Here is a 24355-nt window from a genome sequence, read left to right on the forward strand (position 1 = left end):
GGCCTGCGGCTCGGGCGCCGAACCCGCCCGACCCGCCGAATCAGCCCAACCCGCCGCCCTCGCCGCCGAACCCGCCGTCCCCATCGAACCCGCCACCGACCCAGCCGCCGTCCCCATCGAACCCGCCGCCGTCCCAGCCGAGCCCGCCACCGTTCCAGCCGAGCCCGCCACCGTTCCAGCCGAGCCCGCCACCGTTCCAGCCGAGCCCGCCACCGAACCCGCCCCCGGCGCCCCCGCCGGACCCTTCCCATCCGTTCCGCCGTCGACCGCGAGGGTGTAGCGCGCGGTCTGGTGACTCGGTGGGCCGAGATAGATCTCGTTCAGGGCGAGGAGCCGCTGCGCGTCGTCCGTCACCGCCTCCGCCATCGTGAGTTCGTCCACCCCCGTACGTTCCGCCGACGCGGCCGCCGACCGCAGCAACGTCCCGGCGTCCGCCGCCCGGTGGCGGACGAGGACCCCCGGGTTCCGCCCGGGGTCGGTGTCGATGCCGACGACCGGCTGACCGTCCAGGTACTTGGCGGCATTGGCCACCAGGCCGTCCTGCCCGACCACCACGACCACGTCCTCGGGACCGAACAGGAACCGGTCCAGGTCCGCCCGCTCCACCGTCGCCTGCCGCCACGACAGCGGCACCGCCGCCGCGACCTCCGCGAGCCCCCGTCGGTGGCGCTCGTGCCGCCGACGTACGTCCTCGATGCTCCGGCCCCGGCTCGACAGGAAGAACTCCGCCTGCCCGTGCGTACCGTGGCGCGCGAGCAGCCCCTCGTACTCCGTGACGCGGTGCACGAGCACCGCGCGCGGCGCCAGGCTCACGACGACGACCCGCCGCCGCCCAGCCTGCCGAGCAGTGCGGTCAGTACGTCGGGGGAGACCGTCACGCTCTCGATCCGCGGCAGGTTCTCCGCCGCCCTGGTCGCCGCCAGCGCGTGCAGCGTCCCGGCGTCGACCTCCCCGTGCACCCGCAGCCACGCCGCCTGCGCGGCCGCCCGTGCCTCGCCGACCTCCCGCGCCGCCTCCGCCTCGGCCCGCGCGAGGCGGACCTTCCGTACCGCCTCGGCCTCCGCCCGTACGGAGTCGGCGGCGGCGCTCTCCTCGGCCTCGCGGCGGGCGTTGGTGCCCCGCTGGTCGACGAGCCGCTCCTCCTGCCGGGCCAGCTCGATCTTGCTGGCGAGCTCGTTCTCGGCGATGGTCCGCTCCCGCTCGACCGCCACGGCCCGCCGTTCGTACGTCGCCCGGTCCGCCTCCTGCTGGATCTGCTCGCGGGCCGGGGTGCGCAGCGCCCGCTCCACCTCCGGCTCCGGGCGGATCGCCACCACCCGTACCGCCACCACCTCGATTCCGGTGGCCGGCAGACGCGGCTCGGCCGCGAGCCCGTCGGTGATCCGGTCGCGTACCGCCGCCACGCCGTCGACCAGCGCCGCCGCCAGCGGGGTGCGCGCGAGGACGTCGAGGGCGTGCTGCTGGGCCGTCTCGGTCAGCAGCGTGGCGATCTGCTCCAGCGGCGCACCGCGCCACGCGCCCGTGTCCGGGTCGATGGAGAAGTCGAGCCGGGTGGAGGCCGCCTCCGGTTCGCCGATCCGGTACGTGACGGTGGACTGCACGCTCACGTCCTGGAAGTCGGCGGTCCGCGCGTGGAAGGCCATCGCGAGCTCCCGGTCGTTCACCGGCACTTCGGAGAGCGCGGCGGACAGGGAGCGGTACCAGAAGCTCAGGCCCGTCCCGTCGTGGACGAGGCGTCCGCGACGGTGGTGACGGATGTGCGCCGTGGGCGCGGACCGCAGATGGCGCCAGCCGGCGCGGCGGGTGATGTCGGCCATGGGAACTCCCCCTTGTCGTCATGTTGACGATAACGGGAGGGTGCCCTTTCGTCAAGATGACGATATCGGGGGTTCCGGTGGGGCGGCGTCATGCAGGTGAGCCGAGACGTCCTCGTGTGCCAGGCGGCGCAGGGCGAGCAGGATCGGCTCGTAGAGCATCGTGTACGCGACGGCCGCCTCGATCGCCTCCTCCACGACCGGGTACTCCTCCATCACCGTGTACTCCTCGGCGGCGATCGGGTGCATCACCTCGGCGTACCGCCGGATGTGGTCGACACCGCCCCGGTAGCCCAGCGCGCGGAGCGTCACGACCGCCCGGGTCAGCGCGGCGAGCGCAGGCGCCCCGTCACTCACCCGCCAGCCCATTTCGGCGAGCAGATCGCGCATCTCCGCGAAGACCTCGTCCCAGCGCGCGCGCTCGGGGTCGGACGTTTCGGGCGGCGAGATCTGCGGACCGAGCATGTACGCGGCGACGCTGACGCGCTCGTGGCGGCCGGAGGCGGGGTCGTCCGCCACCGCCAGGACGTCCCGGGCCTGCTGGATCGTCATCCCGCCCACCGTGAGGAGCGCCCGCACCAGGCGCAGCCTGCGCAGATGCTCCTCGCCGTACGTCGACTGCCGGGCCGTGACCGGCGTTCCCGGGGGCAGGAGCCCCTCACGGAGGTAGTACTTCACGGTGGCCACCGACACACCCCCGCGGTCGCTCAACTCGGAGAGGCGCACAAGCGGTTCACCGTTCCCATCGTCTCGACACGCACACCGGGGAGTTCTACTCCGGGCATCGAGGATAGTGCAGCTATCCAAGAGGGGATCGGGTGTCTGCTCGGGGCGGATTGACCCGCAGTCAGCCGGCGACGGCCGCCGGGGCGGCCGCCGGAGGATTCGCCGGTGCGGTCGTGGGAGTGGTCCCGGGCATGCTCGGTGCCTCGTCCTTACGGGGGTGGGGGAGCGGCGGTCCGGAGGTGACCACCGGAGACGCGCTAGGGGTGTTCGGAGGTGCGGGCGGGGATCCCGCCCCGGTCGTCAGGAGTACGACCCCGCGTGCCGCCACCGCCGAGGCGGCGGCCGCCACCGGCCAGCCCCACACTCCCGCGCGGAACGTCTCGCCGAGCAGCGCCACGCCGATGATCGCGGCGGCGGCCGGGTTGGAGAGGTTCACCACGGCCAGCGGCGCGGCGAGACCGCCCCGGTAGGCGGTCTGCGAGAGCAGTAGCCCGCCCACGGCGAAGGCCGAGATCAGGACGGCGATCAAGGCCGTCTGCCACCAGACCGTCGGTCCGCCCGGCAACTCGCGCGCGAGCGCGGCCGTCAGCGTCTGCGTCAGCGCGGAGCCGACTCCGGAGGCGATCCCCGAGGCCGTGGCGTGCCCCAGCCCCCGGCCGCGACCCGGCCTGCGCCGTCCGCCCGAGGCGAGGGCCGCGATCAGGAGCGCCGTCAGCGCCGCGACGACGAGGGCCTCCCGCAGGCTGAGCGCGTCGCCCGGGGTCGCCGGTCCGGTGACCGAGATCAGGCCGACGAGCCCGGTCAGCGTCCACAGCGCGCCGCGCCATTCCGCCCGGGTCACGCGCCGCCGCGCGTAGTACGCCCCCAGGGGCAGCGCCGCCACCAGGGTGAGCGCACCCAGTGGCTGAACGAGCGTCAGCGGACCGTAGTGCAACGCGGCCACGTGGGCGAGCGCGCCCGCCGCGTTGAGTCCGACCGACGACCACCACTGGCCACGGGCGAGAAGCGCGCGGAGCGTGCCGCTTCCGCCGTCGGAGCCAGAGGCGAGCCGTGACTGCGCTACCGCGGCCAGCGCGTAACCGGCCGTCGAGACCAGGGACAGGAGGACGGCGGGCAGGGTGCCCTGGAGGGCGTTCATTGCAGGACCTCCGCCGGGCGGGGTGCCGCGGCGTGAAGGACGGACCCGGGGGCGGCGGGGCCGGTGTCGGGGGCCCGTACGACCGCGAGGGCGAGACCGAGCAGCGCCGCCGCCGCGAGCGCGTCGAACCAGTAGTGGTTGGCGGTGCCGACGATCACGAGCAGGGTCAGCGCCGGATGGAGCAGCCACAGCCACCGCCATCGCGTACGGGTCGCGGCGATCAGACCGATCGCGACCATCAGCGCCCAGCCGAAGTGGAGCGACGGCATCGCGGCGAACTGGTTCGCCATCGAGTCCGTGGCGGGGGTCGCGCCGTACACCGACGGGCCGTAGACCCGCGCGGTGTCGACGAGGCCCGTCGCGTCGAGCATCCGGGGCGGGGCGAGCGGCATCAGGAGATGCAGCGCGAGCGCGGCGGCGGTGAGGAGCGCGAGGACGCGTCGGGACCAGAGGTAGTGGTCCGGCCGGCGCCGGTAGAGCCAGGCGAGGAACGCGATCGTGGCGGGGAAGTGCACGGCCGCGTAGTAGGTGTTGGCGGCCCGCACGAGCGGTTCGCCGTGCATCAGCAGGGCCTGTACGGACCCTTCGCCGGGCAGACGCACGGCGCGCTCCGCCTCCCAGATCCGGTCGGCGTTGTGGAAGGCCCGCAGCTCGTGCCCGTTCGCGAAGAGCCGGCCGAACTTGTAGACGAGGAACAGTGCGGAGACGAGCAGCAGCTCACGCACGAGGGACGGCCTCGGGGTGCGCGACGGGCTGGGGGTGCTCGGGGTGCGCGACGGGTGCGGCGGGCTCGGGGTGCTCGACGGGTGCGGCGGGCTCGGGGTGCTCGACGGGTCCGGGGTAGCGGTCGGCCCCGGTCCGGTGGGACGTGTCCCGCGTATCCCGGCAGCCATGCCGTGGCCCCTTTTTCCGTCAAATCGCCAGCAAACGGAGGAAGCCTAGATCCGAATTCATCGAGACGCAAGCGTCTCGATACGTTTGCGTCTCGATTGTGCACCCCCTACTCTCGTATGTGCAGAGAGCTGTCCGGGAGGAAGCCATGTCCACGCAGGCCGCGACCGAAGCCGCCCGCCGCAGCAAGATCACCCCCGAGCGGGAGACCGAGCTGTACGAGGCGGTGCTCTGCCTGCTCCGCGAGGGCGGATACGACGCGGTGACCATGGAGGGGGTCGCGGCCCGCACCAAGTGCGGCAAGGCGACGCTCTACCGGCAGTGGGGGACCAAGCCGAAGCTCGTCACGGCCGCCCTGTCCAAACAGCGTTGCGTGTTCTTCGCCGGCATCGACACCGGTTCGCTCGCCGGGGATCTCCGCGAGGCCGCCCACCTCGCCTCGACCCGCCGCGACCACGACGCCGAGCTGATGGAGGCCGTCAGCCAGGCGTACGTCCAGTACCCCGATCTGCGCGAGGCGCTCCGCGAGACCGTCATCAGCCCCGAGATCGCCGCGCTCGACGAGATCCTCCGACGGGCAGCGGAACGCGGCGAGATCGACCCGGACAACCCGGCGGTCGGTTTCGTCGCCCCCAGCTTCCTCGGCATGCTCCGCATCGAGCGGCTCTTCGAGGAGCGGTTCGCCGACGCGTCGACCATGCGCGCCTTCGTCGACTCCGTCCTCCTGCCCGCCCTGATGCCCGCACCGGGGCGCGCCGAGGTGTGACCGCCCGTCCCCTCCGGCACCCTGGACCCATGGATTCCGCCACCCCCGACGTACGCGTCCGACGGATCTACGAAGCCCCCTCGCCCGACGACGGCGTGCGGGTCCTGGTCGACCGCCTCTGGCCGCGCGGCCTCGCCAAGACCGACGCCCGGATCGACGAATGGCCCAAGGCGCTCACCCCCTCCACCGAACTGCGCCGCTGGTACCACGGCTCGGAGGGCTCGTACGAGGAGTTCTGCCGGCGGTACGAGGACGAGCTCGCCGAACCCGAGGCCGCCGAGGCGCTCGACCGGCTGCGCATCCTCGCCGCCCAGGGACCCGTCACCCTCGTCACCGCCGCCAAGGACCCCTCCGTCAGCCACACATCGGTACTCGAACGCGCGCTGGCCGACTCCGCGGCGTAGCCAGGGACACGCGGGTCCGGTCACCATGGCGTGACAGCACCCTGCCCGAGTTCCGCACCTTCCCGTTCCGGAGGCGCCGCGTGGACCCGTCGACATACGCACGTCACGAGCTGCTCGACGAGCTGCAGCGCGACCCGTACCCCCTCTACGCACGTGCGCGACAGGCCGACGGTCTGACTTTCGTCCCCGAGCTCGACGCCTGGCTGGTCGCCCGGGACGCCGACGTCCGGGAAGTGCTGCTGCGGCCCGACGACTTCTCCTCCGCCCAGTCCCTGCGGCCCGACGTGCTGCCCCCGCCCGCCGTCTTCGGCGTCCTCGCCCGCGGCTTCGGGAGACGGCCCACCGTCGTCTCCACGGACGGCGCCGCGCACCGCCGCCATCGGGCCCCGATCAACCGCGGCCTCTCCGCCGCGCGCGTCGCGGCCCTCACGCCGTACGCCGCCGAGGTGGCCGCCCGCCTCGTCGACGGCTTCGCCGCGGACGGCCGCACCGAGGTGATGGGGTCGTACGCGCGCGAGCTGCCCGGCGCCGTCATCGGCCGGCTCATCGGCTTCGACCCCGAGGACGTGCCCGCCGCGGTGCACGGAGGACACCGCGCCGAGCAACTCCTCTTCCGGCCGATGGCCGAGGACGAACAGCTGGCCGCCGCCGAGGACGTCGTCGCGCTCCAGCGCCTCCTGGACCGCTACGCCCGCGACCGGCGCGCACGGCCGCGCGACGACCTCTGTTCCGCGATGGTCGCCGCCCTGGCCCCCGACACCGGCCTCGGGCCCGGCACCCGTGAACTCACCGACGACCAGCGGAACGAACTCGTCTCCAATCTGCAGAACCTCCTCATCGCCGGCCACCTGACCACCACCGCGCTGATCGGCACCGCCCTGTTCCACCTGCTGTCCCACCGCGACCGGTGGGAGCTGCTCTGCGCCCGGCCCGAGCTCATACCCGGGGCGGTGGAGGAAGCGGCCCGCTTCGACACCGCCGTCCAGGGATTCCGCCGGACGACCACCCGGCCGGTCGTGCTCTCCGGAACCGAACTGCCGGCAGGAGCCACCGTCTTCGTCGCCTACGGCTCCGCCAACCGTGACGAGGCACGCCACGAGGACGCCGACACCTTCGACATCACCCGGTCCGCGAGCCCCGTGCGCCACGTCAGCTTCGGCCACGGCGCCCACGGCTGCCCCGGCTCCCAGCTCGCCCGCACCCAACTCCGGCTCACCCTGGAGCTGTTCACCCGCCGCCTCCCCGGGCTGCGGCTGGCGAAGGACCAGGAGGTCGTGATGCGGCCGACCATGATCCACCGCTCGCCCCTGGAGCTGTGGGTCACCTGGTGACCCTCCGCGAGGCGCCGCGTCACTCCCCGAGCAGACGCGGCGCCTCGGCGGCGGCGTCCGTCACCTCACCCGCGCGGTCGGCCAGCGCACGGGCCCACCGTACGAGTCCGCCGACATCGATCCCGTACGGATCGGGCTGCCCGGCGATCCGCGCGGCGCCGCGCAGCAACAGCCGTGCCCCGCCCGCCGCGTTGCCCCGTGCCGCGTGCGTCAGCCCCACGGCCAGCTGGGCGAGCCCCTGCCAGAGATCCTGCTCCTCGGCGGGGCCGCTCTTCCAGGCGTCCTCGAAGACCTCGTGCGCGTGGAACGGCATCCCCGCGTCGAGGAGCCGCTGTGCCTCGCGCACCGTCGCCTCCGGGGTTCGTACGACGCCCTCCGGCTGCCGTGGCACCCCCTCGGCCCCGTACGGCAACGGTCGCCCCAGCCCGTCCCGAGGCCGCCCGCTCCGCGCCCGCCCCTCCGTGTCCCGGTCCCTCGGCATCCTGTCCACGCTCCCATTCTCCCCCGAGCCCGCCCCGCCTGGGCGGATACCACCCGCGACCCGGCAGGGGGTGCGCCCCGGCGCCGCACGGAGTGGGGTAATGTTCTCTTGCACGCCGCCGCCGGGGACAACCGGGGGCACGGGCATCGGGACGTGGCGCAGCTTGGTAGCGCACTTGACTGGGGGTCAAGGGGTCGCAGGTTCAAATCCTGTCGTCCCGACGAGAGGTTCGCCTCGTAGTCGCAGATCAGGGGCCGTTTCAGAGCAATCTGAAACGGCCCCTTGATCGTTTTTGGGGACCCGTCGGGGACCGACTCGCTTGACCGTGTCAGCGGGCGACCGCGATCGGGCTCGTAGCCGAGTTTCACACCCTGGACGAACTCGCGGCGCGCTGCCGACCGAGGCGCGCACCCCGGCGACGCTGACGGAGTCGTCGGCCCCCGCGGCCTCCGCCGTCGCGACGCACGGCACTCGTCGTGGCGCCCTCCATCGGCCTGATCGGCAAGCCCCCCGGCTAGCGGGTCGTGGAAGCGGCGATGGCCGCCTTGTACCAGTGGTACGAGGACTTGGGGGTGCGCGTTCCGGTCGGGAAGTCGAGGCGGTGTCGCCGTCGATGGAAGGCACGATCACTGCGGCGGGCGCGAAGAGGGTGAGCGACCCGCCACTCATGGGAACGGTGCAGGTGCAGGGCAGGGGGTGTGGCCTCCGGCCTTCACCTGCACCGGTCATGGAGATGTCCGGGGCTCAGGCGCCGTCGGCTGTGACGAGGGAGGGGGCACACGTCTTCAGCCCCAGGACGTAGTTGGCGTTCGTCCCGTAGCCGGTGAAGGTCGCCCAGCCGCCGGGCTCGATGACGCGGCACGGGGCCCACTGGCCGTTCGTGTACGTGACAGTCACGGAGACGGTGTCGCCGCAGCCGTTGTGGACGTCGGTGTAGCGCCAGCTCTGGAAGTACTCCACACACTCCGGAGCCGGCGATCCGGTGGACGCCGCAGCGGACGGGGCGGTGGTCAGGGCCATCAGGAGACCCGCCGCGGTCATGGCGGCGAGAGCGACGGGACGCGATACGCACTTCAAGTGGTTTGCCATGTCCCGAATCCTCGGGACACATGGATACCTTGTGCAAGTTTCTGCAAGGGTTTTCAGCCAAGGGGCTTGTCGCGCGCGGGAGGCATTCTCGTAGGCGCGCGCCTGTGACGCCGCGCCCCCGGTGACGGCCGGGAGATCCGCGTACTTCGGAGGGTCAGACCGCGTCTGCCATCCAGGAGTTCCTCCGGCCCCGCGTCCGCTGCGCCTGCTCCCCCAGCCGGTTCGGCGCAGGTGGCCCGGATGCCGTGGCGGCGGGCGAAGTGGTCGTGCCGGAAGTCTTGACCCGATGCGGTGGAAACCTTAACTTTCTGGCACTTGCTGAAAGTTACAGCAATGTTTTGCGGAGCTTGGGGCCCGTAACTTCCGCGACTCACATCCACCTGACCCTTGGGAGCCGCCGTATGAGCTCGATCGCACCTGCCCGAAGACGAACCTCTGCTGCCCTGGCGGGCGTCTGCCTGATGCTGGGTCTGACCACCGCCCTCACCGTGCCCGCCCAGCCGGCGGCGGCGGCGCCGACCGTCAACGGGAACAAGAAGGTCACCGCCGTCCTGTTCGAGTGGGACTTCGACTCGATCGCCCGCGAGTGCACGCGCACCCTGGGCCCCAAGGGCTACGGGTACGTGCAGGTCTCCCCGCCGCAGGAGCGCATCCAGGGCAGCGCCTGGTGGACCGCGTACCAGCCGGTCAGCTACAAGATCCAGGGACCGCTCGGCGACCGTGACTCCTTCCGGAGCATGGTGAACACCTGCCACGACGCGGGTGTGAAGGTCGTCGTCGACGCCGTGCTGAACCACATGACGTCCGGCTCGGGCACCGGCACCGCCGGCACGCAGTACAGCAAGTACAACTACCCCGGCACCTACTCGGACGCGGACTTCCACGGCTGCCGCCGTCCCATCGGCAGCAACTACGCCGACCGCTACAACGTCCAGGAATGCGAGCTCGGCGAGACGGGGCAGCCGTCGCTCTCGGACCTGAACACCAGCAGCGACCACGTGCGCGACAAGATCGCCGGGTACCTCAACGACCTGCTGTCGCTGGGCGTCGACGGATTCCGCATGGACGCGGTCAAGCACATGGCCGCCGGCGACCTCGCCGCCATCCGCGGCAAGCTCACCGACCAGAACGTCCACTGGATGCAGGAGGCCATCCACGGCGCGGGCGAGGCCGTCTCGCCGAACGAGTACCTGGCCACCGGCGACGTCCAGGAATTCCGCTACACCACCGACCTCAAGCGGACCCTGACCGGCGAGAAACTGTCCTACCTCAAGAACTTCGGTGAGGCCTGGGGCTACATGCCCTCCGGGCAGAGCGGCGCCATGGTCGCCAACCACGACACCGAGCGCAACGGCTCCAGCCTGAGCTACCGCGACGGCGCGAACTACACGCTCGCCCACGTCTTCATGCTCGCCCACCCCTACGGCGCACCGTCCGTCCACTCCGGGTACGAGTTCGGCAACCGGGACGCCGGTGCCCCCAACGGCGGTAACGTCAAAGCCTGTTACAGCGATGGCTGGAGCTGCCAGCACGCCTGGCGCCAGATCGCCAACATGGTGGCCTTCCGCAACGTCTCCGAGGGCACGGGCATCACCAACTGGTGGGACAACGGCAACAACGCCGTCGCCTTCGGCCGCGGCAGCAAGGCGTTCGTCGCCGTCAACCACGAGGGCGGTTCCCTCACCCAGACCTTCCAGACCTCGCTCCCGGCCGGCACCTACTGCGACGTCCAGCACGGGGACCCGACCACGAGCGGCGGCTGCACCGGTACCACGTACGCCGTCGGTACGGACGGGAAGTTCACCGCCACCATCGGCAGCAACGACGCCGTTGCCCTGCACATCGACGCGATGGTCGGGGACAAGCCCGGCGACAACACGGCCACCGTCTACTACAGCACCGACAAGAACTGGTCCGCCTACAAGATCCACTACGCCCCCGCCGGCGGCACCTGGACCACCTCGCCCGGTGTCGCCATGGAGAGCGCGTGCACGGGCTGGGTGAAGAAGAGCATCACCCTCGGCTCCGCTACCGGCCTCAAGGCGGCCTTCAACAACGGCTCCGGCACCTGGGACAACAACAACGGCGCCGACTACGCCCTCGGCACCGGCGAGATCACGGTCATGAACGGCACCGTCGGCACGGGCAACCCCTGTGACGCGCAGCAGACCGAGCCCGGCGCGGCCTTCGCGGTCACCGCCACCACCGTCCCCGGTCAGAACATCTACGTCGTCGGCAACCAGGCCGCCCTCGGTAACTGGGCGCCCGCCGCGGCCCTCAAGCTCGACCCCGCCGCGTACCCGGTGTGGAAGCTCGACGTGGAGCTGCCCGCGGGCACGTCCTTCGAGTACAAGTACGTCCGCAAGGACGCCTCCGGCAACGTCACCTGGGAGAGCGGCGCCAACCGCACGGCCACCGTCCCCGCCGACGGTCAGGTCTCGCTGAACGACACCTGGCGCGACTGACCTGCTGTTACGTGCTCGGGTACGGGTCGACGCCGGCACCCGCCCGACGCACACGCGACAACGCTGCCTGCGGGCATCGCCCGTGGGCAGCGTTGTCCCCTCCCGTCGAGCGGGTCGCCAACGGCGAGCCCCTCCTGGTGGACGGGGCGCGCCGCTGGGTCGAGTTCGACGAACCGGCCGTCAGCGACGGCGACTTCCCCGCGGTGGGGGAGGCGTTCGCCGCACGGACGGGCCTGCCGTACCGGCTCGGTGGGCGGGCTGCGGGCCGTCCTGCTCCCATGCGCCCGCTGGTGGACGTCGCGTCGCGGTGGTCCGGGGCACGGAGCCGGACGGTACGAGCTGACCGACGAGGTCAGTCCGTGTCGCGGGGGTCGAACGAGTCGGTGTCGACCGTGAGCGGTTCGGGGAAGGCGCCGGCGACGGCGTCCCAGCGAGTGAACTTGAAGTTGGTGCCCTCGCGGTCGCCGTCGGTCGGAGTGGCCTCGCCGTCGTGGGTGATCAGCAGCCCCTTGGGGAAGGAGCGGCCCAGGGGAACGTTGACGACGGTGGAGCCGTCGGAGTGCTGCACGCCGTCGGTGGCGCCGTCGGTGACGGCGAACGAGCCGAGGTAGTCGTTGTCCCCGTCGCGCTCGTACACGGCGAAGGTGTTGTCGCCCTGGCTGGAGGCGAGGACGTAGCCCTCGCCGTCGTCGCCGTGGTAGACGGTGACGCCCTCCGCGTCGGCACTCAGGTGCTCACCGCCGAAGCCGGGGTCGTTCTCCGTGTCGAGGACGCACTCCTCCTCCGCCGCGTCGTACCTCCACGGCGTACCGTACTCGCGGACGCGGTCGATCAGCTCGGGGTCCTCGAACTCCTCGTCGTCCAGGTCGATCCGCCACAGGCCGACGCCCTCCTGGGCGGCGTACAGGACGTGCTCCTCCAGGTCGACGGCCATGCCCTCGACCTGGGGGTTCTCGCCGGGGTCCGCGCACGGGGTCCAGTCGGTGCCGTCGGGCAGAGTGAAGGCGGCGGGCAGGTCGAGGGTGTCCTCGGTCTCGTAGCCGACGCGTCCGTCGGCGTCCTTCAGCTGGAGAAGACGCAGGCGGGTCTCCTCGCGCTGCGACACCACCGCGTAGGCGTCGTCGCCGTCCTTGAAGGCGGTCAGGCCGTAGGAGGTGCGCTGGTCATCGACCTCGGTCTCGTCCGCGGCGAAGACCGGTGTCGCGTCGGGGGCGGTGACGTCCTTCAGCGGCGGCCTTCCGGCCGCGACGGCGGCCGGGTCGATGGCGTAGGCGCGGATGCGGTCGCGGCCCCGGTCGCTGACGAGCGCGAGGTCCGTCTTCTCGCCGTCCAGTTCGAAGCCGTAGACGATGTCGACGTTGTTGAAGCGGCCGGGCTTGGCGTCCTCGTTCGGGGCCTGAGGCGCGGCGATGTGCTGCAGGCGGCGGCCGTTGAGCCCGTAGACGTCGAGGCCTGCCTCCTTCAGAGTGCCGATGACGATGCTGCGGCCGGGGTTCTCGGGGTCGACCCAGACGGCCGGGTCGTCGGCGTCGGCGTTGCCGCCCGCCTCGTCGTCGTACACCACGGGGGTCTCCACCGTGGCCCTGACGGTCACCGGGACGGCGGGCCCGGTCGTCAGGGAGAGAGCGGTGGCGAGTGCGGTCAGGGTGCTGAGAGCGAAGGCGCTCACGTTACTCCTTGGTAGGGGTGCGAACGCCGAGAACGCTATGGAAGGTCCGCGAAGGAATCGCGACGCGATCATTAACGCGACGTGATGTCGCGGTTCCGTCTGTCTGCATGCTGGACACCGCCCTCGGGCAGGGTCACGCCCGCTCCGTCGGGCGGCCCGAGATCCGCAGCGCAGGCGGAGCGTTGTGACTACCGCTCGGCGGGGGCGGGTTCCTGCGGGGCTCGGCGAAGTGCGCCGAGCGCGAAGGCGGACCAGGCGGCCGCGGCGGCGAGTGCGATCGCGGCCATCCCGACGAGAAGAGGGGCCTCCGGGCGCCAGCCGAGGGTGAGTCGGGTGCCCAGGTAGGTGAGGCCGGCCGCGATACGGCCGGGGGCGTAGACCGGGACCCTCGCGGCGACGGCGCGCAGAATCGTCGCCACAGCGAGGCCCACGGCGCCCCAGGCGACCAGATAGGCCGTGAGATCACCGGAAGCGGCGGCCGGAAGTCCGTACTCCATGAGCCCCAGGCGGAACAGGGATGTCACCCAACCCAGCGCCAGCGCGGCGACCGTGATGCCGACCACCCACAGCGCGTGGCGCCAGAACGGGCCGGGGCGCACGGCATCTTCTTCGTCATCGGGGTGGGTGCCGGGGTCGTGTAAGTCGATCATGTTCCGAAGGACGTGTTCCCGCGGTGGGAGGTTGCCTGGTCAGCCGGCCCAGCGTCCTGTCAGATAGGTGAGGGCGAAGACGGTCGACAAGGGTGCGACGAGGCAGAGGTAGGCGGTCCCGAAGCGGGGATGACGCAGGCTCCACGCGGCGAGCGTGACCCACAGCGGCCACCAGAGGAGGGTCGCCCGGGGGATGGACGTGTACCAGTACGACGTGCCGAGGGCCCAGAGGCTGAGGGCGATGTAGACGGCCTCGGGCCAGCGGCGCCGCCGGATCAGCAGGGCCGCCAGGGCCAGTCCGATGAGCATCGTGAGAAGTTCGGCCTGGAACATGAAGGCGTAGCCGGTGGTCTGGACGTGGTCGAACGCGGACTCCCACGTGGTGCTCCAGGCTTCCCAGGGTGCGTGGAACCGGCGGTACCAGCCGCGTTCCTGGGCGTGCTTCCAGGCCATCCAGTCGCCGGTGTGGGCGTGCAGATACCAGGCGTAGAGGACGGCGGGCAGGGCGGGCAGCGCGAGCCAGGGCAGTCGTCCCCAGTCGGCGCGGGTGCGGGCGGCCAGGAGGAAGTGCAGCGCGAGCGCGGCGGCGAGGAAGAGACCGCTGATGCGTACGGTCGTGGCCAGGGCGGCCAGCGTCGCCGCGAGGGGCCACCGGCCGCGCTGGGCGGCGAGCCAGGCGGGCAGGGCGAGGGCGAGGAAGAGCGACTCGCTGTAGCCGGCGGCGAGGAAGACCGCGCACGGCGAGAGCAGCAGGAGCTGGACCGCCCGTGGTCCCGCCTGGGCGTCCGGCAGGTACAGCCGCGCGATCCTCGCCAGCGCCAGGACGGCCACGCCTCCGGCGACGAACGAGATGAGCAGCCCCGCCGCGGTCCAGTGCGGGACGACGGTGTGGACCGCCCGCAGGGCGAGCGGGAAGCCGGGGAAGAACGCCTCGCGGTTGTCCCAGGCGGTGTTCCAGGGGCCGTCTCCCGCCGGGAAGTAGCCGTCGCGCGCCACGTTCAGGAAGTGCCCCCAGTCCCATCGCTCGAAGGAGGCGAGAACGGGGCCCGGGTCGCGGCTGTCGGCGTCGGCGGGAAAGATCCACCGCGCGCAGTAGGCGGTCGTCCAGACGGCGGTGCGGGTCAGCAGGTAGAGCCAGAGGACGTCCCGGTCCGTGCCGCTCAGCCGCGGGCGGCCGGTGCGCCGTCCGGTGCCTGGGGAGCCACCGGCGTTCGGTTCCGGGGCGGTGCGGGGGAGGGCGAGCGACGTCGTCTCTTCCCGCGACTGCGGGGATATCACGGACATTTCAGACTCTCGTGGGTGTGAGAAGGCAGGGGGATCGCGCGACGACGACGGCGCATCGCGAGGAACGGTGGCGAAGCCCGGCGGCGCGGAGGCCGGGCGGCCCGGAGGCCCGGAGGCCCGGAGGCCAGGAGGTAAGCGGTCAGGCGGGGGCGGAGGCCAGGAAGGCGGGGGTAGGGGGCAGGGGGCGGAGGCCGGGAGGGTGGCGGTCAGCGGGGGCGGAGGTCGGGCGGCCGGCGGTCAGGCGGAGGGGAAGGCCAGGGGGCAGGGGGGCGGAGGGCGGAGGTCAGGCGGTCGGCGGTCCGGGGAGGGCGGAGGGTGGTGGTCAGGGAGACGGAGGGCTGGGGGGCGTCGTGGTCGTCCGTCCCGACGGCTGTGTCGTGGTCGTCCCCGACGGCCATGTCGCGGAGGCCGACGGATCGCCGGGGACGCCCTGACCGGTGGCCGTGGTCGGTGACGTCGAGCCGGTCACCGGCGGCCGGGTCGTCTCCGCGGGAGACGGCGGTTCGGCCGGCGGGCTCGGGCTGGGACTGGGGCTGTTCGCCGGGACGACGGGCGTCGGCCCGTCCGACAGAAGCGCCGCCGCGGTCACCCCGCCACCGGCGAAGATCAGGCACGCGGCGCCGGCCGCGACGGCGAGGCGCCGCCGGCGCGCGCGCCTGGCGCGTTCGGCGATGTGCGCGACCGGTACGGCACGCGAACGGGACTGCCCGGAAGCGGCGGCCTGCCGGAACAGCTCACGAAGGGGGTCCTGGGGTTCCTGGGGGTCAAGCACCGGGGTCCTCCTCAACGTTCCGGGGCTGCAGGCGATCGGCGAGGGCGACCCGGCCGCGGACCAGGTGCGTCTTGACGGTGCCGGCGGACTGTCCCGTCTCGCCGGCGATCTGTTCGACGCTCAGGTCGCACAGGTAGTGCAGCGTCACCGTGCGCCGCTGCTGAGCGGGCAGGTCACGCAGCGCCTCGACGAGCACCACATGCTCGGGGCCGGGGCCCTCGACGGGTGGTGGGGCGCCCGCGCGGTCCCAGGCGTCCGACGTGCGCCGGCGGAAACGCCAACGACTCACGGCGAGGCGCCAGGCGACGGTACGGATCCACGCCTCCGGCTGCCGGTCGCGGTCGAGCTGGCGCCGTCGGCTCCAGCCCTTGACGAACGCCTCCTGCACGACGTCCTGAGCCTCGTGCAGATCGCCCAGCATCACGTACAGCTGCCCTGTGAGTCGCGCGACCGCCTGCTCGTAGAACGCCTCGAACTCCTCAACGGTCAACACTCACTCCCGGATCTTTCGCTTCACCCCGCATACGCCTGGCACCAGGCGTCCGGTTGACACGGGCCACGAATCAACAGGGTGACGGTGATCACGGAACCGAAGGAGGCCGACACGCGTCGCCCCCGCGGAGCGTACGCAGGCCGCTCTCCGACCTCTCCGACCTCTCCGACCTCTCCGGCCTCTCCGGCCTCCCCGGCCTCTCCGGTCCACCGCGGGCCGCCCTCCCCTCCGCGAGGACCTTCACCGCGCCGACCGCGCGCAGCTCCTCGCGCAGTCTCGTACGGGAGGCTAGGGCCTGGTCCAGGCGGCGTCGGTGGCGGACAGGCGTCGGACGACCAGGTGCACCACCACGAGCAGGGCAAGCGTCACCGCCAGGGCGAGGGTGAGCCGGACCTGGAGGAGCAGCGCGCCCGCGAGGGCGCCGAGGAGCATGGCCAGGACGGACAGGGCCCGCCTGGCCGGCCGGGGCGCGGGTCCGCCGGCGGTGGCGGAGTCGGCGGCCAGTCCGGTCAGCGTCTGCGTCAGTACCGTCGTGGTCAGGTCGGGCACGGCGACGCGACGGGCGACCGCGGTCTGCAGCCCCATGGCGAGGCCGAGGGCCACGATCAGGGTGTACCGCACCGGCGTGCTCACCTCGTCCCCCGACACGACCGCGGTGACGAGCGCCGCGGCGACGAGCACCACCTGCACGGCGATGCCAGCGCCGAGCAGGCGCCCCCGGTGCGCGGTGAACCGGGTGCCGAAGCGGCCGCCGGTCACCGCGCCGACGAGGAACGACGCCAGCGCCGTGAGCGAGGCGAGGGCGGACAGGCCCTCGGCACCCGCCACGGCGAAGCCCAGGAGTGCCACGTTGCCGGTCATGTTGGCCACGAAGACATGCCCGAGCGCCAGAAAGCTCACCGCGTCCACCAGGCCTGACACCAGCGTCAGGGTGAGCATGAGCGGTGGCAGGGGCCCGTGCCGGTCGCCCTTCGGCGGAACGAGCGTGTGGGCCACGTCGGCCGGCAGCTTGCGCATCCTCGGAGGTCCTTCCGGGACGGAGGGGCGATGCGGACACCGAACGGTGTCGGTCCCCCAGGACATGATCCACCGCCAGGCGTCCAGGACCGGCGTCCCCGGGCCATCGGCCCGGCGAACCCCGTCGCGCCCGGCGCGCCTCGCCCTCGCCGGGAGGGGCTCAGGAGTCCTCGGCCACGGTGTCGCCGGCGGACAGCGCCGCCGCCCTTCTTCTGCGACGGACCACCACCCCGCACACCGCGAGGAGAAGCAGGGCCACGGCGGACACCCCGAGGGCCGTCCGCTCGGCGAAGAGCCTGCCCAGTACTTCGAGCACGCCGATCCCCGCGGTCGCGTAGATCAGCGCCCAGGCCGCTCCGCCCACGAACAGGGCGGGGAGGTAGCGCGTCAACGGCATGCGCATGCTGCCGGCGAGGAAGTTGACGGCGGTCTGGAAACCGACGGTCAGGAAGGAGAAGGCCACCACCGGCGCGCCCCACCGCCGGATCGCCCGTTCGGCGCGCTGGAACCTCGCCGAGGAGATCCGCCCGGAGAACCTGCTGCGCCGGGCACCGGCACCGGCGAGCCACCCGACGGCGAACGTCCCACCGGCGCGGAGCAGGACGATGGCGTACAGGGCTCCGGCCGTGAGCGCGATCTCATCCACGGCGCCTCGTCCCCGGCAGCGGGCCGGAAACCGCGTCGGCGGGCACACGACGGGCCCAAGCCCGGTCACTGTCTCTCACCTGCGCCCCCCTCTGCCCGGTCCGTCCTGTGGGTTCCCGCCCGCGGCACCGGGGACTGCACGTCCGCGCGCAAGGCAAGGTCAGCCTAACCGAACGTGCATACGGCGGGCATACGGTACCGGGCTGCCCAGGCTTGAGCCCGGCAGGTCGGGTGCGGGACCGAGGGGCCGCGAGCCTCATCCGTCTCCGGCTCCCGCCCGCGCGGAGAAAACACGTGGACCGGGCACGTGCCGACACGCAAGACTGACGTTTTGTCACCTGTCGGTCCGAGAACACAGGGTTCGAGATGGGATCACCTGAATCATCCGAAGGTTTACCGAGCAAGGGCTCGGTGCTCCTCGCGCTCCGCTACTACGGAAGGGAACTGGCCCGGCTCCGTCGGATGACCGTGCCTGCCTTGCTCCTGCCGGCGCTCGGCAACATCGGCATCTTCTACATCGCGCCGCTGGTCGTCGCCAAACTCGTCGGCCGGATCGCCGGCGACGGCGACGCAGCCACCGGAATCGGCCCGATGCTGCCGTACGTCCTCGGCTTCGCCGGCGTCCTGCTGCTCGCCGAGGCCCTGTGGCGCATCGGCCTGCACTGTCTGAACCGCCTCGACGCCCGCGGCATCGAGAACCTGTACGTGATCGGCATGGACGAGCTGTACGCCAAGGACGCCGCGTTCTTCCACGACAACTTCGCCGGATCGCTGACCAAGCGGGTCCTCAGCTTCGCTTCCCGCTTCGAGGAGTTCGTCGACACCCTCACGTTCTCCGTCATGGGCAGCTTCGTACCGCTGGTGTTCGCTTCGGTGGTGCTCTGGCAGTACGACCCGCTGCTCGTGGTCGGCCTTCTCACGCTGATCACGGTCACGGCGGTGTGCGTGACCCCGCTCATCCGTCGCCGCCAGGCGCTGGTCGCCCGGCGCGAGCAGGCGATCGCCCGCGTCTCCGGTCATGTCGCGGACAGCCTGATGAACATGGACACGGTCCGGTCCTTCGCCGCCGAGGAACGCGAGGCGGCCGAGCACCGGTCCCGCGTCGCCGAGTCGCGACGACTCACGCTGCGCTCCTGGGACTACGGCAACCTGCGCATCGACACTCTCGTCGCGCCGATGTCCGTGCTGACCAACGTGCTGGGGCTGCTGCTCGCACTCGGGCTCGGCGCGGGACAGCACGGCGTGGAGGCCGTCATCGTCGCCTTCACGTACTACGCCAACGCGACGCGGATCATGTTCGAGTTCAACCAGATCTACCGTCGGCTGGAGAGCTCCATGACGGAGGCCGCGCAGTTCACCGAACTCCTCCTCCAGGCGCCGACCGTGCGCGACCCCGCGTCCCCGGAACGGCTCACGCCGCGGGGCGCCGACGTGTGCTTCGAGAAGGTGACCTTCGCCCACGCGGGGGCCGAGCCGCTCTTCGAGGGTCTCGACCTGGCCGTGCCCGGCGGGGCGAAGATCGGCTTCGTCGGGCGGTCCGGCGGGGGCAAGACCACGCTCACCCGGCTGTTGCTGCGGATGTCGGACATCGACGGCGGCCGGATCACGATCGGAGGACAGGACATCAGCCGGCTGCGCCAGGCCGAGCTGCGCAGCCAGATCGCGTACGTACCGCAGGACCCGGCCATGTTCCACCGCACCCTGCGGGAGAACATCGCGTTCGCCCGGCCGGGCGCCACTGAGGCCGAGATCCGCCGCGCCGCTGAGGCGGCGCACGTCACGGAGTTCGCCGACGCGCTCCCCGACGGCTTCGACACCATGGTGGGCGAGCGCGGGGTGAAGCTGTCGGGCGGGCAGCGCCAGCGGGTCGCTCTCGCCCGGGCGATCCTGCGTGACGCGCCGATCCTGCTGCTCGACGAGGCCACCAGCGCCCTGGACTCCGAGAGCGAGATCCTGGTCCAGGACGCGCTGTGGAAGCTCATGGCGGGACGCACGGCGCTCGTGGTGGCGCACCGGCTCAGCACGGTCGCCGGCATGGACAGGCTCGTCGTCCTCGACCGCGGCCGGATCGTCGAACAGGGCACGCACCAGGAGCTGCTCACGTTCGGCGGGGCCTACGCGAAACTCTGGCAGCACCAGTCGGGTGGCTTCCTCGACGACACCCCCGCCCAGGCCGACCTGCGCTGACACCGTCGCACCGCGACCGGGCCGCGCCCGTGATTCCCGTACTCTTTGCCGACCTCGGCAAGATCGGGACGGACGCGGCCCGAGCAACAGGAAAGGGGCGGGGGCCATGCATCATGACCGAGACACGGACGGCGCGCTGGACGTGCTCGTCTCCCTGGCAGACCCGGACGACGCGGGGCGGATACGGGAGCGGATCGGGATGGCGGAGCGGCCGAGCGGGCGGGACAGGCAACGCGGGCTCACCACGAGGCAGATCGCCTCCACCGAGCCACGCGCTTCCACCTGGCTGTGGATGCTGGAGGAGGACGACCCCGAGACCAACGAGATCGTGGTCCTTCTCGACGGCGGCCTGAACGGCGCACTGGAGCTGGCGGTCCTGGGCGGCGAGCCCTTCGGACCCGACGAGCACCGCCGGGTACCCGTGACGGCAGCGCTGGCCGGCCGGCCTCGACCGGAGGCGGTGAAGCGGCTTCCCCTCGACGAACTGGTCCCCGCCCTCCGTGCGGTGACCACCATGCGCCAGGGCCGACGGGCTGCGAAGTCCGTGGCCCGCGGGGACTGGCCGCGGGTCGTCGAGGCGGACACCGAGAACCCGTTGCCCGGGTACGCGCGGTGGGCGCTCGCGCTGCGGCCCGACTGCCCCGTGGCCCTGCGGAAGCGGTTCTCCGACCACCCGAGCTACGCCCACCGGATGCGGACGGCCGGCATCGTCGAGAGCCCGGCCGTCTACGTCAGGGAGTGGCGCCCCGCCCGCACGGTCCTTGCCACTCTGGACACCGGCCGATGGGCCTTCCCCACCCGGGTGCGGGAGGCCGAGGACGTGCTGCGGCCGCTGGTGCACGGCTCGTTGGGGGCGAACGTCGAGGCCTGGGCCGTACTGGCGCACCTGCTGCCCACCTTCACCGGGACCGTTCCGGAGCTGATCGTGACGGCGGGCGCGATCGCCTGAGGCGCCGCCAGGGAGGCGCCGTGGAAGGGGGCGGGGCGGCTGGAGTCGAACCAGCGTGTCCCGGTTCTGGAGACCGGTGCGTCTGCCTCTGCGCTACGGCCCCGCCTTGCGGCCGATCCTAGACCAACCGGCAGAGCCGAAACGCCTTCGCCCGTTGTCGGTGCCACCTGATAGCAATGGGTGAGCACCAGGGGAGTGACGGGGGAGACATGGCGTACGGGGAGCGCGGAGGACGGCCGCGCCGTGTGGTCGATCTGGCGGACCGGCGTGCGCTGGAGCGGTGGCGGCCCGCCGACGAGACGGTGATCGCGGAGGCCCGGCGGCTGAAGGAGGCCGCGCTGCTGGACTTCGGGCTCTCCGGATCGGCGGTGGCCTCGTGGCTGTACGCCAAGTGCCGCCACCAGATACCGACCACGGCGGTGGACACGGCCGCGGTGGTGGCGAGCGGTGACGGCACCTGCCTGCTCGTCTACAACCCGGAGTTCTTCGTCTCCCTCGGGCTCGAAGGGGTGAGGTTCGTCCTCTTCCACGAGGCGCGACACCTGATCCACCGCCATCTGTTCGTCGAGCCGGAGCTGCGGAGCGATCCGGTCTTCACCCTGGCCGCCGAGGTCTCCATCAACCATGTGGCGATGGTGCGTCTCGGCGTGCGCGAACTGCCGTCACGTGACGGCACACCGGTGGGCGTGAACCCGCGCGAGATCCACACCGCCTACCGCGAGGACCTCCGCGCCCACGGCCTGGAGCCCGTGGATTACCGGGAGTTCATCGCCACGGACATGTCGGTGTACGGCGAGCTGAAACGGATGGCGCACCCGCCCGTACCGGCCCCGGCGCTCTGCCCCCGGCTCTCCCACGACGGGATACCCACCGACCAGGAGACCGTGGACACCCTCGCCTCCTCCGTGCTGCTCAACTCCCTGCTCGCGGCACGCCGGGGACACACGGTGGCCGAGGCGGAGATCGGCGAGCTGATGGACCGTACGGACGGGGCCTCGGACCGGGTGACCCGGATGTGGGGACGGCTCGGCGTGGGGCTGTTGCGCGGGCAGACACCCCGCACGGCGCGGGTGGACTGGTGGCAGCGCTGGCTGGTGGACGTCGTCGCGTCGAAGCTGCGCGACGGCGAGCGGCTGGTGTACCCGAAGAAGCGCGGTGCGCTGCTTGCCGCGCTCGGCCTCGACCCCATGCTGTCGCGGCGCGGGCCGGTGCGGGACAAGGTCCTCGTCATCGCGTACGACACCTCGGGTTCCATGCCGGACCACGTCGTCGGCTGGCTGACCGAACTGGTCGGCGGGATCGACGGGGTGGAGGCGCACTGGCTCTCCTTCGACGCCGTGGTGATGCCGTTCCGCCCCGGCGAGAGGGTGTACGGGGGCGGAGGCACGAGCTTCCAGGTCGTCGCCGACTACGTGGAGGGGCGCACGCCCGTCGACGGCCGGCCCTTCGAGGAGACCCCGGACGCCGTGGTGATGCTCACCGACGGATACGCGCCCCCGATCACCCCGGCCGAGCCCGACAAGTGGATCTGGCTCATCACCGAGGGCGGCGACGACTGGCCCGACTCCCACACACCCGCGATGGCCTGCCATCGCGTCACGACAGGATCGACATGACCGCGCTCCGTACCGTCCCGTGGCGGCCCAACGCCACCTACCCACAGCCGCCCGAGGGCTGGACGGGCGTGTCGCGCCTCGAGGCCTTCATCGACGCGATGATCGACATGGGCCAGACCGGCCAGGTCTTCGGCGAGCACGGCATCGGCAAGACGGCGACCTTCTTCTCCCACGTCGCCGCGGCCTACCCGGACGCCGAGCTGGTCTTCGTCCCGGCCGCCAACCTCACCCCCGACGACCTGCTCGCCAACGCTCCCGTACGGGACGAGGAGACCGGGCGGCTCGTGCTGAGGCAGCTGGTGATGAGCCAGTTGAAGCCGGGGAAGCCGTTCGTCCTGCTCATCGACGACTCGCTGCAGGCGGGGGAGTCGATCCAGTCGCAGCTCATGCAGATCGCCTGCAACTGGACACTCGGCGGCTACGACCTCCGGGCCCTCGGCTGCATCGGCGTCTTCCTCACCGACAACGAGTCGCTCGCCGAGACCGCCGCCCGCCGCAGCGACCTGGCCATCCTGGACCGGATGGTCACCATCCGGATCACCGCCAACGACACGGCCTGGCGGCTCAAGCTGGCGGCGAAGTACCGCGGTCGGGACCTTGGCGGAGTGTTCCACGTGTGGGCGTCGCTGAGCCCCGCACTGCGCGAACTCCTCTCGCCGCGCACCGTGGACCACATTCTCGCCAACGCCCAGGAGGGTTTCCCGCTGAACTGGGGGCTGCCCCTCGTCAACGGGGAGCGGCTGAGGCTCGCCGAGCCGCGCCCCGACGGCAGCCCGGGACCCAACCGGACCCAGGAGATCCTCGACCGGATCGCGCAGGCGCTCGGCGTGCCGAACCCGGCGCGGATCGCCGACCCCGTACGCAGCGTCGTGCGGGCGGCCCTGCGCAACCGGTGGACCGTCCTGCTCCAGGGCCCGCCCGGATGCGGCAAGACCGAACTCGTACGGCAGACGGTCCGCGAGGGCCTGGGCGGGCGGGAGCCGCTGTACTTCTCGCTGCCCGTCACGAACGTCGAAGACCTCTGCGCACCGATCCCGACCTCCGACGGCTCGCTGGACAACCTGCTGGCCGCCGCGTTCACCGGCACCGAGCCGAAGGCGATCGTCTGGGACGAGTACAACCGGCCCAAGGACAAGGCCGCCTTCGCCAAGCTGATGGAGATCACGCAGGAGTGGTCCCTGGCCGGCCGACCGATCGAGGGGCTGCGGGCGCAGGTCGCGGTGCAGAACCCGCCGTACCACCTGGGCCGCAAGCTCCTCGTGGCGCGGAACAACATCGCCCAGGCGACGCGGTTCACGGCCTCGCTGATCGTGCAGCCCGGAGACATCCCGGCCAACGAGTGGCTGATCGACACGTACGGTCCGGTCGCCGAGACGGTGCTCGAGTGGTGGAAGCACGACATCGACGACGACGGCCGTGCCTGGATCACGAAGCGGACCATCGAGCGGCTGATCAAGCTCCATCAGCGGGGGCTGCCCCTGGAGATGGGAACCGTCTACCTCGGGGACGGCGAGTACGCCCCGGTGTCGATGAGCGGCCTCGTCGAGCGTCTGAACAACCGGCCGGTGACGGGGCTGCGGGAGATGGCCCGCCAGTTGGAGGCGTGGGAGACGCGGCTGCGGCGTGCGGCGGACGAGTCCTCCGAGGGCGGCGACGACAGCGATGTGGTGCACCAGGTCATCGCCAACGCCGAGCTGTCGCAGCTGAAGAAGCACCGCAAGGCCGTGACCCGGCTGGTCGCCCTGCTGCCTCCGAAGCTGCGGTCGACCTACCTGGTCGGAGCCTCGGAGGAGCATCAGCGGTTCTGGATCGAGGTGTTCGCCGCGATGCCGCGGTGACACCCCTCGGCTGAGGACGGCGGGAGCGGCGAGCGCCGGGTCCCGTGGCCGTCTCGACACCGTGTCGCCGTCGCCGTGCGCGGCGGTGACGCGGCGTTCTGCCGTGACGAGGCGTTCTGCCGTGTCATGT

22 protein-coding genes and 2 tRNA genes are annotated in these 24355 nt (G+C 72.0%); 9 read left to right on the forward strand and 15 right to left on the reverse strand.

Annotated elements, in window-relative coordinates; translation table 11 throughout:
* The 5 genes from ACFUJR_RS09365 to ACFUJR_RS09385 all read right to left on the reverse strand — a co-directional run.
* On the reverse strand, positions 1-813 hold an 813-nt coding region (locus ACFUJR_RS09365), incomplete at its 3' end, for a hypothetical protein (RefSeq protein ID WP_383450291.1).
* Entirely contained in the window at positions 810-1817 is a 1008-nt protein-coding gene (locus ACFUJR_RS09370; RefSeq protein WP_383163512.1) for an SPFH domain-containing protein, read from the reverse strand. The genes ACFUJR_RS09370 and ACFUJR_RS09365, both read right to left, overlap by 4 nt.
* A 51-nt stretch (positions 1818-1868) precedes the next feature.
* Positions 1869-2540 carry a MerR family transcriptional regulator gene (locus ACFUJR_RS09375; protein WP_383163511.1) on the reverse strand — a complete coding sequence of 224 codons (672 nt, stop codon included), beginning with the start codon at positions 2538-2540 and terminating at the stop codon, positions 1869-1871.
* Positions 2541-2661: 121 nt separating this feature from the next.
* Positions 2662-3678 carry a DMT family transporter gene (locus tag ACFUJR_RS09380; protein WP_383163509.1) on the reverse strand — a complete coding sequence of 339 codons (1017 nt, stop codon included), beginning with the start codon at positions 3676-3678 and terminating at the stop codon, positions 2662-2664.
* A complete protein-coding gene (locus ACFUJR_RS09385; protein WP_383163507.1) occupies positions 3675-4403 on the reverse strand; it encodes a phosphatase PAP2 family protein in 729 nt (242 codons plus the stop codon). The genes ACFUJR_RS09380 and ACFUJR_RS09385 overlap by 4 nt, the downstream gene beginning before the upstream one ends.
* Before the next feature lie 314 nt (positions 4404-4717).
* Here ACFUJR_RS09385 and ACFUJR_RS09390 point away from each other — a divergent pair, with 314 nt between their 5' ends.
* The 3 genes from ACFUJR_RS09390 (at position 4718) to ACFUJR_RS09400 (ending at position 7070) form a co-directional block, all read left to right on the forward strand.
* Entirely contained in the window at positions 4718-5335 is a 618-nt protein-coding gene (locus ACFUJR_RS09390) for a TetR/AcrR family transcriptional regulator (RefSeq protein ID WP_383163505.1), read from the forward strand.
* A gap of 29 nt (positions 5336-5364) precedes the next feature.
* Complete coding sequence (locus ACFUJR_RS09395; protein WP_383163503.1) at positions 5365-5739, forward strand: DUF488 domain-containing protein; 375 nt, start codon at positions 5365-5367, stop codon at positions 5737-5739.
* Positions 5740-5819: 80 nt separating this feature from the next.
* Complete coding sequence (locus tag ACFUJR_RS09400; RefSeq protein ID WP_383163502.1) at positions 5820-7070, forward strand: cytochrome P450; 1251 nt, start codon at positions 5820-5822, stop codon at positions 7068-7070.
* A 19-nt stretch (positions 7071-7089) separates the two neighbouring features.
* On the opposite strand, the gene ACFUJR_RS09405 is transcribed toward ACFUJR_RS09400, so the two are convergent.
* Entirely contained in the window at positions 7090-7551 is a 462-nt protein-coding gene (locus ACFUJR_RS09405) for a DUF309 domain-containing protein (RefSeq protein WP_383163604.1), read from the reverse strand.
* Positions 7552-7698: 147 nt separating this feature from the next.
* Here ACFUJR_RS09405 and ACFUJR_RS09410 point away from each other — a divergent pair.
* Positions 7699-7772 (forward strand) — tRNA-Pro (locus ACFUJR_RS09410).
* A gap of 523 nt (positions 7773-8295) precedes the next feature.
* On the opposite strand, the gene ACFUJR_RS09415 is transcribed toward ACFUJR_RS09410, so the two are convergent.
* Positions 8296-8640, reverse strand: a complete 345-nt coding sequence (locus ACFUJR_RS09415) for an alpha-amylase (protein ID WP_383163501.1) — start codon at positions 8638-8640, stop codon at positions 8296-8298.
* Between the two features lie 401 nt (positions 8641-9041).
* On the opposite strand from ACFUJR_RS09415, the gene ACFUJR_RS09420 reads away from it, so the two are divergent.
* Positions 9042-11105 carry a carbohydrate binding domain-containing protein gene (locus ACFUJR_RS09420; RefSeq protein ID WP_383163499.1) on the forward strand — a complete coding sequence of 688 codons (2064 nt, stop codon included), beginning with the start codon at positions 9042-9044 and terminating at the stop codon, positions 11103-11105.
* A gap of 352 nt (positions 11106-11457) precedes the next feature.
* Here the strand turns inward: ACFUJR_RS09420 and ACFUJR_RS09425 are convergent, their stop codons facing one another.
* The 7 genes from ACFUJR_RS09425 to ACFUJR_RS09455 all read right to left on the reverse strand — a co-directional run bounded on the left by ACFUJR_RS09425 (position 11458) and on the right by ACFUJR_RS09455 (position 17636).
* Positions 11458-12774: a phytase gene (locus tag ACFUJR_RS09425; protein ID WP_383163497.1), complete on the reverse strand. Its 1317-nt coding sequence runs from the start codon at positions 12772-12774 to the stop codon at positions 11458-11460.
* Positions 12775-12962: 188 nt separating this feature from the next.
* Positions 12963-13424 carry a hypothetical protein gene (locus tag ACFUJR_RS09430; protein ID WP_383163495.1) on the reverse strand — a complete coding sequence of 154 codons (462 nt, stop codon included), beginning with the start codon at positions 13422-13424 and terminating at the stop codon, positions 12963-12965.
* Positions 13425-13463: 39 nt separating this feature from the next.
* A complete protein-coding gene (locus ACFUJR_RS09435; RefSeq protein ID WP_383163494.1) occupies positions 13464-14708 on the reverse strand; it encodes a mannosyltransferase family protein in 1245 nt (414 codons plus the stop codon).
* Between the two features lie 322 nt (positions 14709-15030).
* Positions 15031-15480 (reverse strand): hypothetical protein, encoded by a 450-nt coding sequence (locus ACFUJR_RS09440; protein ID WP_383163492.1) that lies wholly within the window; start codon positions 15478-15480, stop codon positions 15031-15033.
* Positions 15473-15970, reverse strand: coding sequence for a SigE family RNA polymerase sigma factor (locus ACFUJR_RS09445; RefSeq protein WP_383163490.1), 498 nt, complete (start codon positions 15968-15970; stop codon positions 15473-15475). The genes ACFUJR_RS09440 and ACFUJR_RS09445 overlap by 8 nt, the downstream gene beginning before the upstream one ends.
* 291 nt (positions 15971-16261) lie before the next feature.
* Positions 16262-16990, reverse strand: coding sequence for a YoaK family protein (locus ACFUJR_RS09450; protein WP_383163488.1), 729 nt, complete (start codon positions 16988-16990; stop codon positions 16262-16264).
* 160 nt (positions 16991-17150) lie between these two features.
* A complete protein-coding gene (locus tag ACFUJR_RS09455; RefSeq protein ID WP_383163486.1) occupies positions 17151-17636 on the reverse strand; it encodes a DedA family protein in 486 nt (161 codons plus the stop codon).
* Positions 17637-18001: 365 nt separating this feature from the next.
* Here ACFUJR_RS09455 and ACFUJR_RS09460 point away from each other — a divergent pair, with 365 nt between their 5' ends.
* A complete protein-coding gene (locus tag ACFUJR_RS09460) occupies positions 18002-19822 on the forward strand; it encodes an ABC transporter ATP-binding protein (RefSeq protein WP_383163484.1) in 1821 nt (606 codons plus the stop codon).
* 106 nt (positions 19823-19928) lie between these two features.
* Positions 19929-20771 carry a hypothetical protein gene (locus ACFUJR_RS09465; protein ID WP_383163482.1) on the forward strand — a complete coding sequence of 281 codons (843 nt, stop codon included), beginning with the start codon at positions 19929-19931 and terminating at the stop codon, positions 20769-20771.
* Between the two features lie 29 nt (positions 20772-20800).
* Here the strand turns inward: ACFUJR_RS09465 and ACFUJR_RS09470 are convergent.
* A tRNA-Trp gene (locus ACFUJR_RS09470) sits at positions 20801-20876 on the reverse strand.
* Between the two features lie 104 nt (positions 20877-20980).
* On the opposite strand from ACFUJR_RS09470, the gene ACFUJR_RS09475 reads away from it, so the two are divergent.
* Both ACFUJR_RS09475 and ACFUJR_RS09480 read left to right on the forward strand, forming a co-directional pair.
* The gene (locus ACFUJR_RS09475; RefSeq protein WP_383163602.1) at positions 20981-22387 is read left to right on the forward strand and encodes a hypothetical protein; all 1407 of its coding nucleotides are present in this window, start codon (positions 20981-20983) and stop codon (positions 22385-22387) included.
* Positions 22384-24225, forward strand: a complete 1842-nt coding sequence (locus ACFUJR_RS09480; protein ID WP_383163480.1) for an AAA family ATPase — start codon at positions 22384-22386, stop codon at positions 24223-24225. Before ACFUJR_RS09475 ends, ACFUJR_RS09480 begins: the two co-directional genes overlap by 4 nt.
* Positions 24226-24355 lie beyond the last annotated feature (130 nt).

Origin of the sequence: Streptomyces sp. NPDC057271 (assembly GCF_042668715.1) — a bacterium.
Lineage (GTDB): Bacteria > Actinomycetota > Actinomycetes > Streptomycetales > Streptomycetaceae > Streptomyces.

Bases quoted from the DNA above. Each gene is read 5' to 3' on its own strand.
- ACFUJR_RS09395 (WP_383163503.1), top strand. From the start codon at position 5,365: ATGGATTCCGCCACCCCCGACGTACGCGTCCGACGGATCTACGAAGCC.
- ACFUJR_RS09460 (WP_383163484.1), top strand. From the start codon at position 18,002: ATGGGATCACCTGAATCATCCGAAGGTTTACCGAGCAAGGGCTCGGTG.
- ACFUJR_RS09415 (WP_383163501.1), bottom strand. From the start codon at position 8,640: ATGGCAAACCACTTGAAGTGCGTATCGCGTCCCGTCGCTCTCGCCGCC.
- ACFUJR_RS09380 (WP_383163509.1), bottom strand. From the start codon at position 3,678: ATGAACGCCCTCCAGGGCACCCTGCCCGCCGTCCTCCTGTCCCTGGTC.
- ACFUJR_RS09430 (WP_383163495.1), bottom strand. From the start codon at position 13,424: ATGATCGACTTACACGACCCCGGCACCCACCCCGATGACGAAGAAGAT.
- ACFUJR_RS09450 (WP_383163488.1), bottom strand. From the start codon at position 16,990: ATGCGCAAGCTGCCGGCCGACGTGGCCCACACGCTCGTTCCGCCGAAG.
- ACFUJR_RS09405 (WP_383163604.1), bottom strand. From the start codon at position 7,551: ATGCCGAGGGACCGGGACACGGAGGGGCGGGCGCGGAGCGGGCGGCCT.
- ACFUJR_RS09480 (WP_383163480.1), top strand. From the start codon at position 22,384: ATGACCGCGCTCCGTACCGTCCCGTGGCGGCCCAACGCCACCTACCCA.
- ACFUJR_RS09390 (WP_383163505.1), top strand. From the start codon at position 4,718: ATGTCCACGCAGGCCGCGACCGAAGCCGCCCGCCGCAGCAAGATCACC.
- ACFUJR_RS09465 (WP_383163482.1), top strand. From the start codon at position 19,929: ATGCATCATGACCGAGACACGGACGGCGCGCTGGACGTGCTCGTCTCC.
- ACFUJR_RS09475 (WP_383163602.1), top strand. From the start codon at position 20,981: ATGGCGTACGGGGAGCGCGGAGGACGGCCGCGCCGTGTGGTCGATCTG.
- ACFUJR_RS09370 (WP_383163512.1), bottom strand. From the start codon at position 1,817: ATGGCCGACATCACCCGCCGCGCCGGCTGGCGCCATCTGCGGTCCGCG.
- ACFUJR_RS09435 (WP_383163494.1), bottom strand. From the start codon at position 14,708: ATGTCCGTGATATCCCCGCAGTCGCGGGAAGAGACGACGTCGCTCGCC.
- ACFUJR_RS09420 (WP_383163499.1), top strand. From the start codon at position 9,042: ATGAGCTCGATCGCACCTGCCCGAAGACGAACCTCTGCTGCCCTGGCG.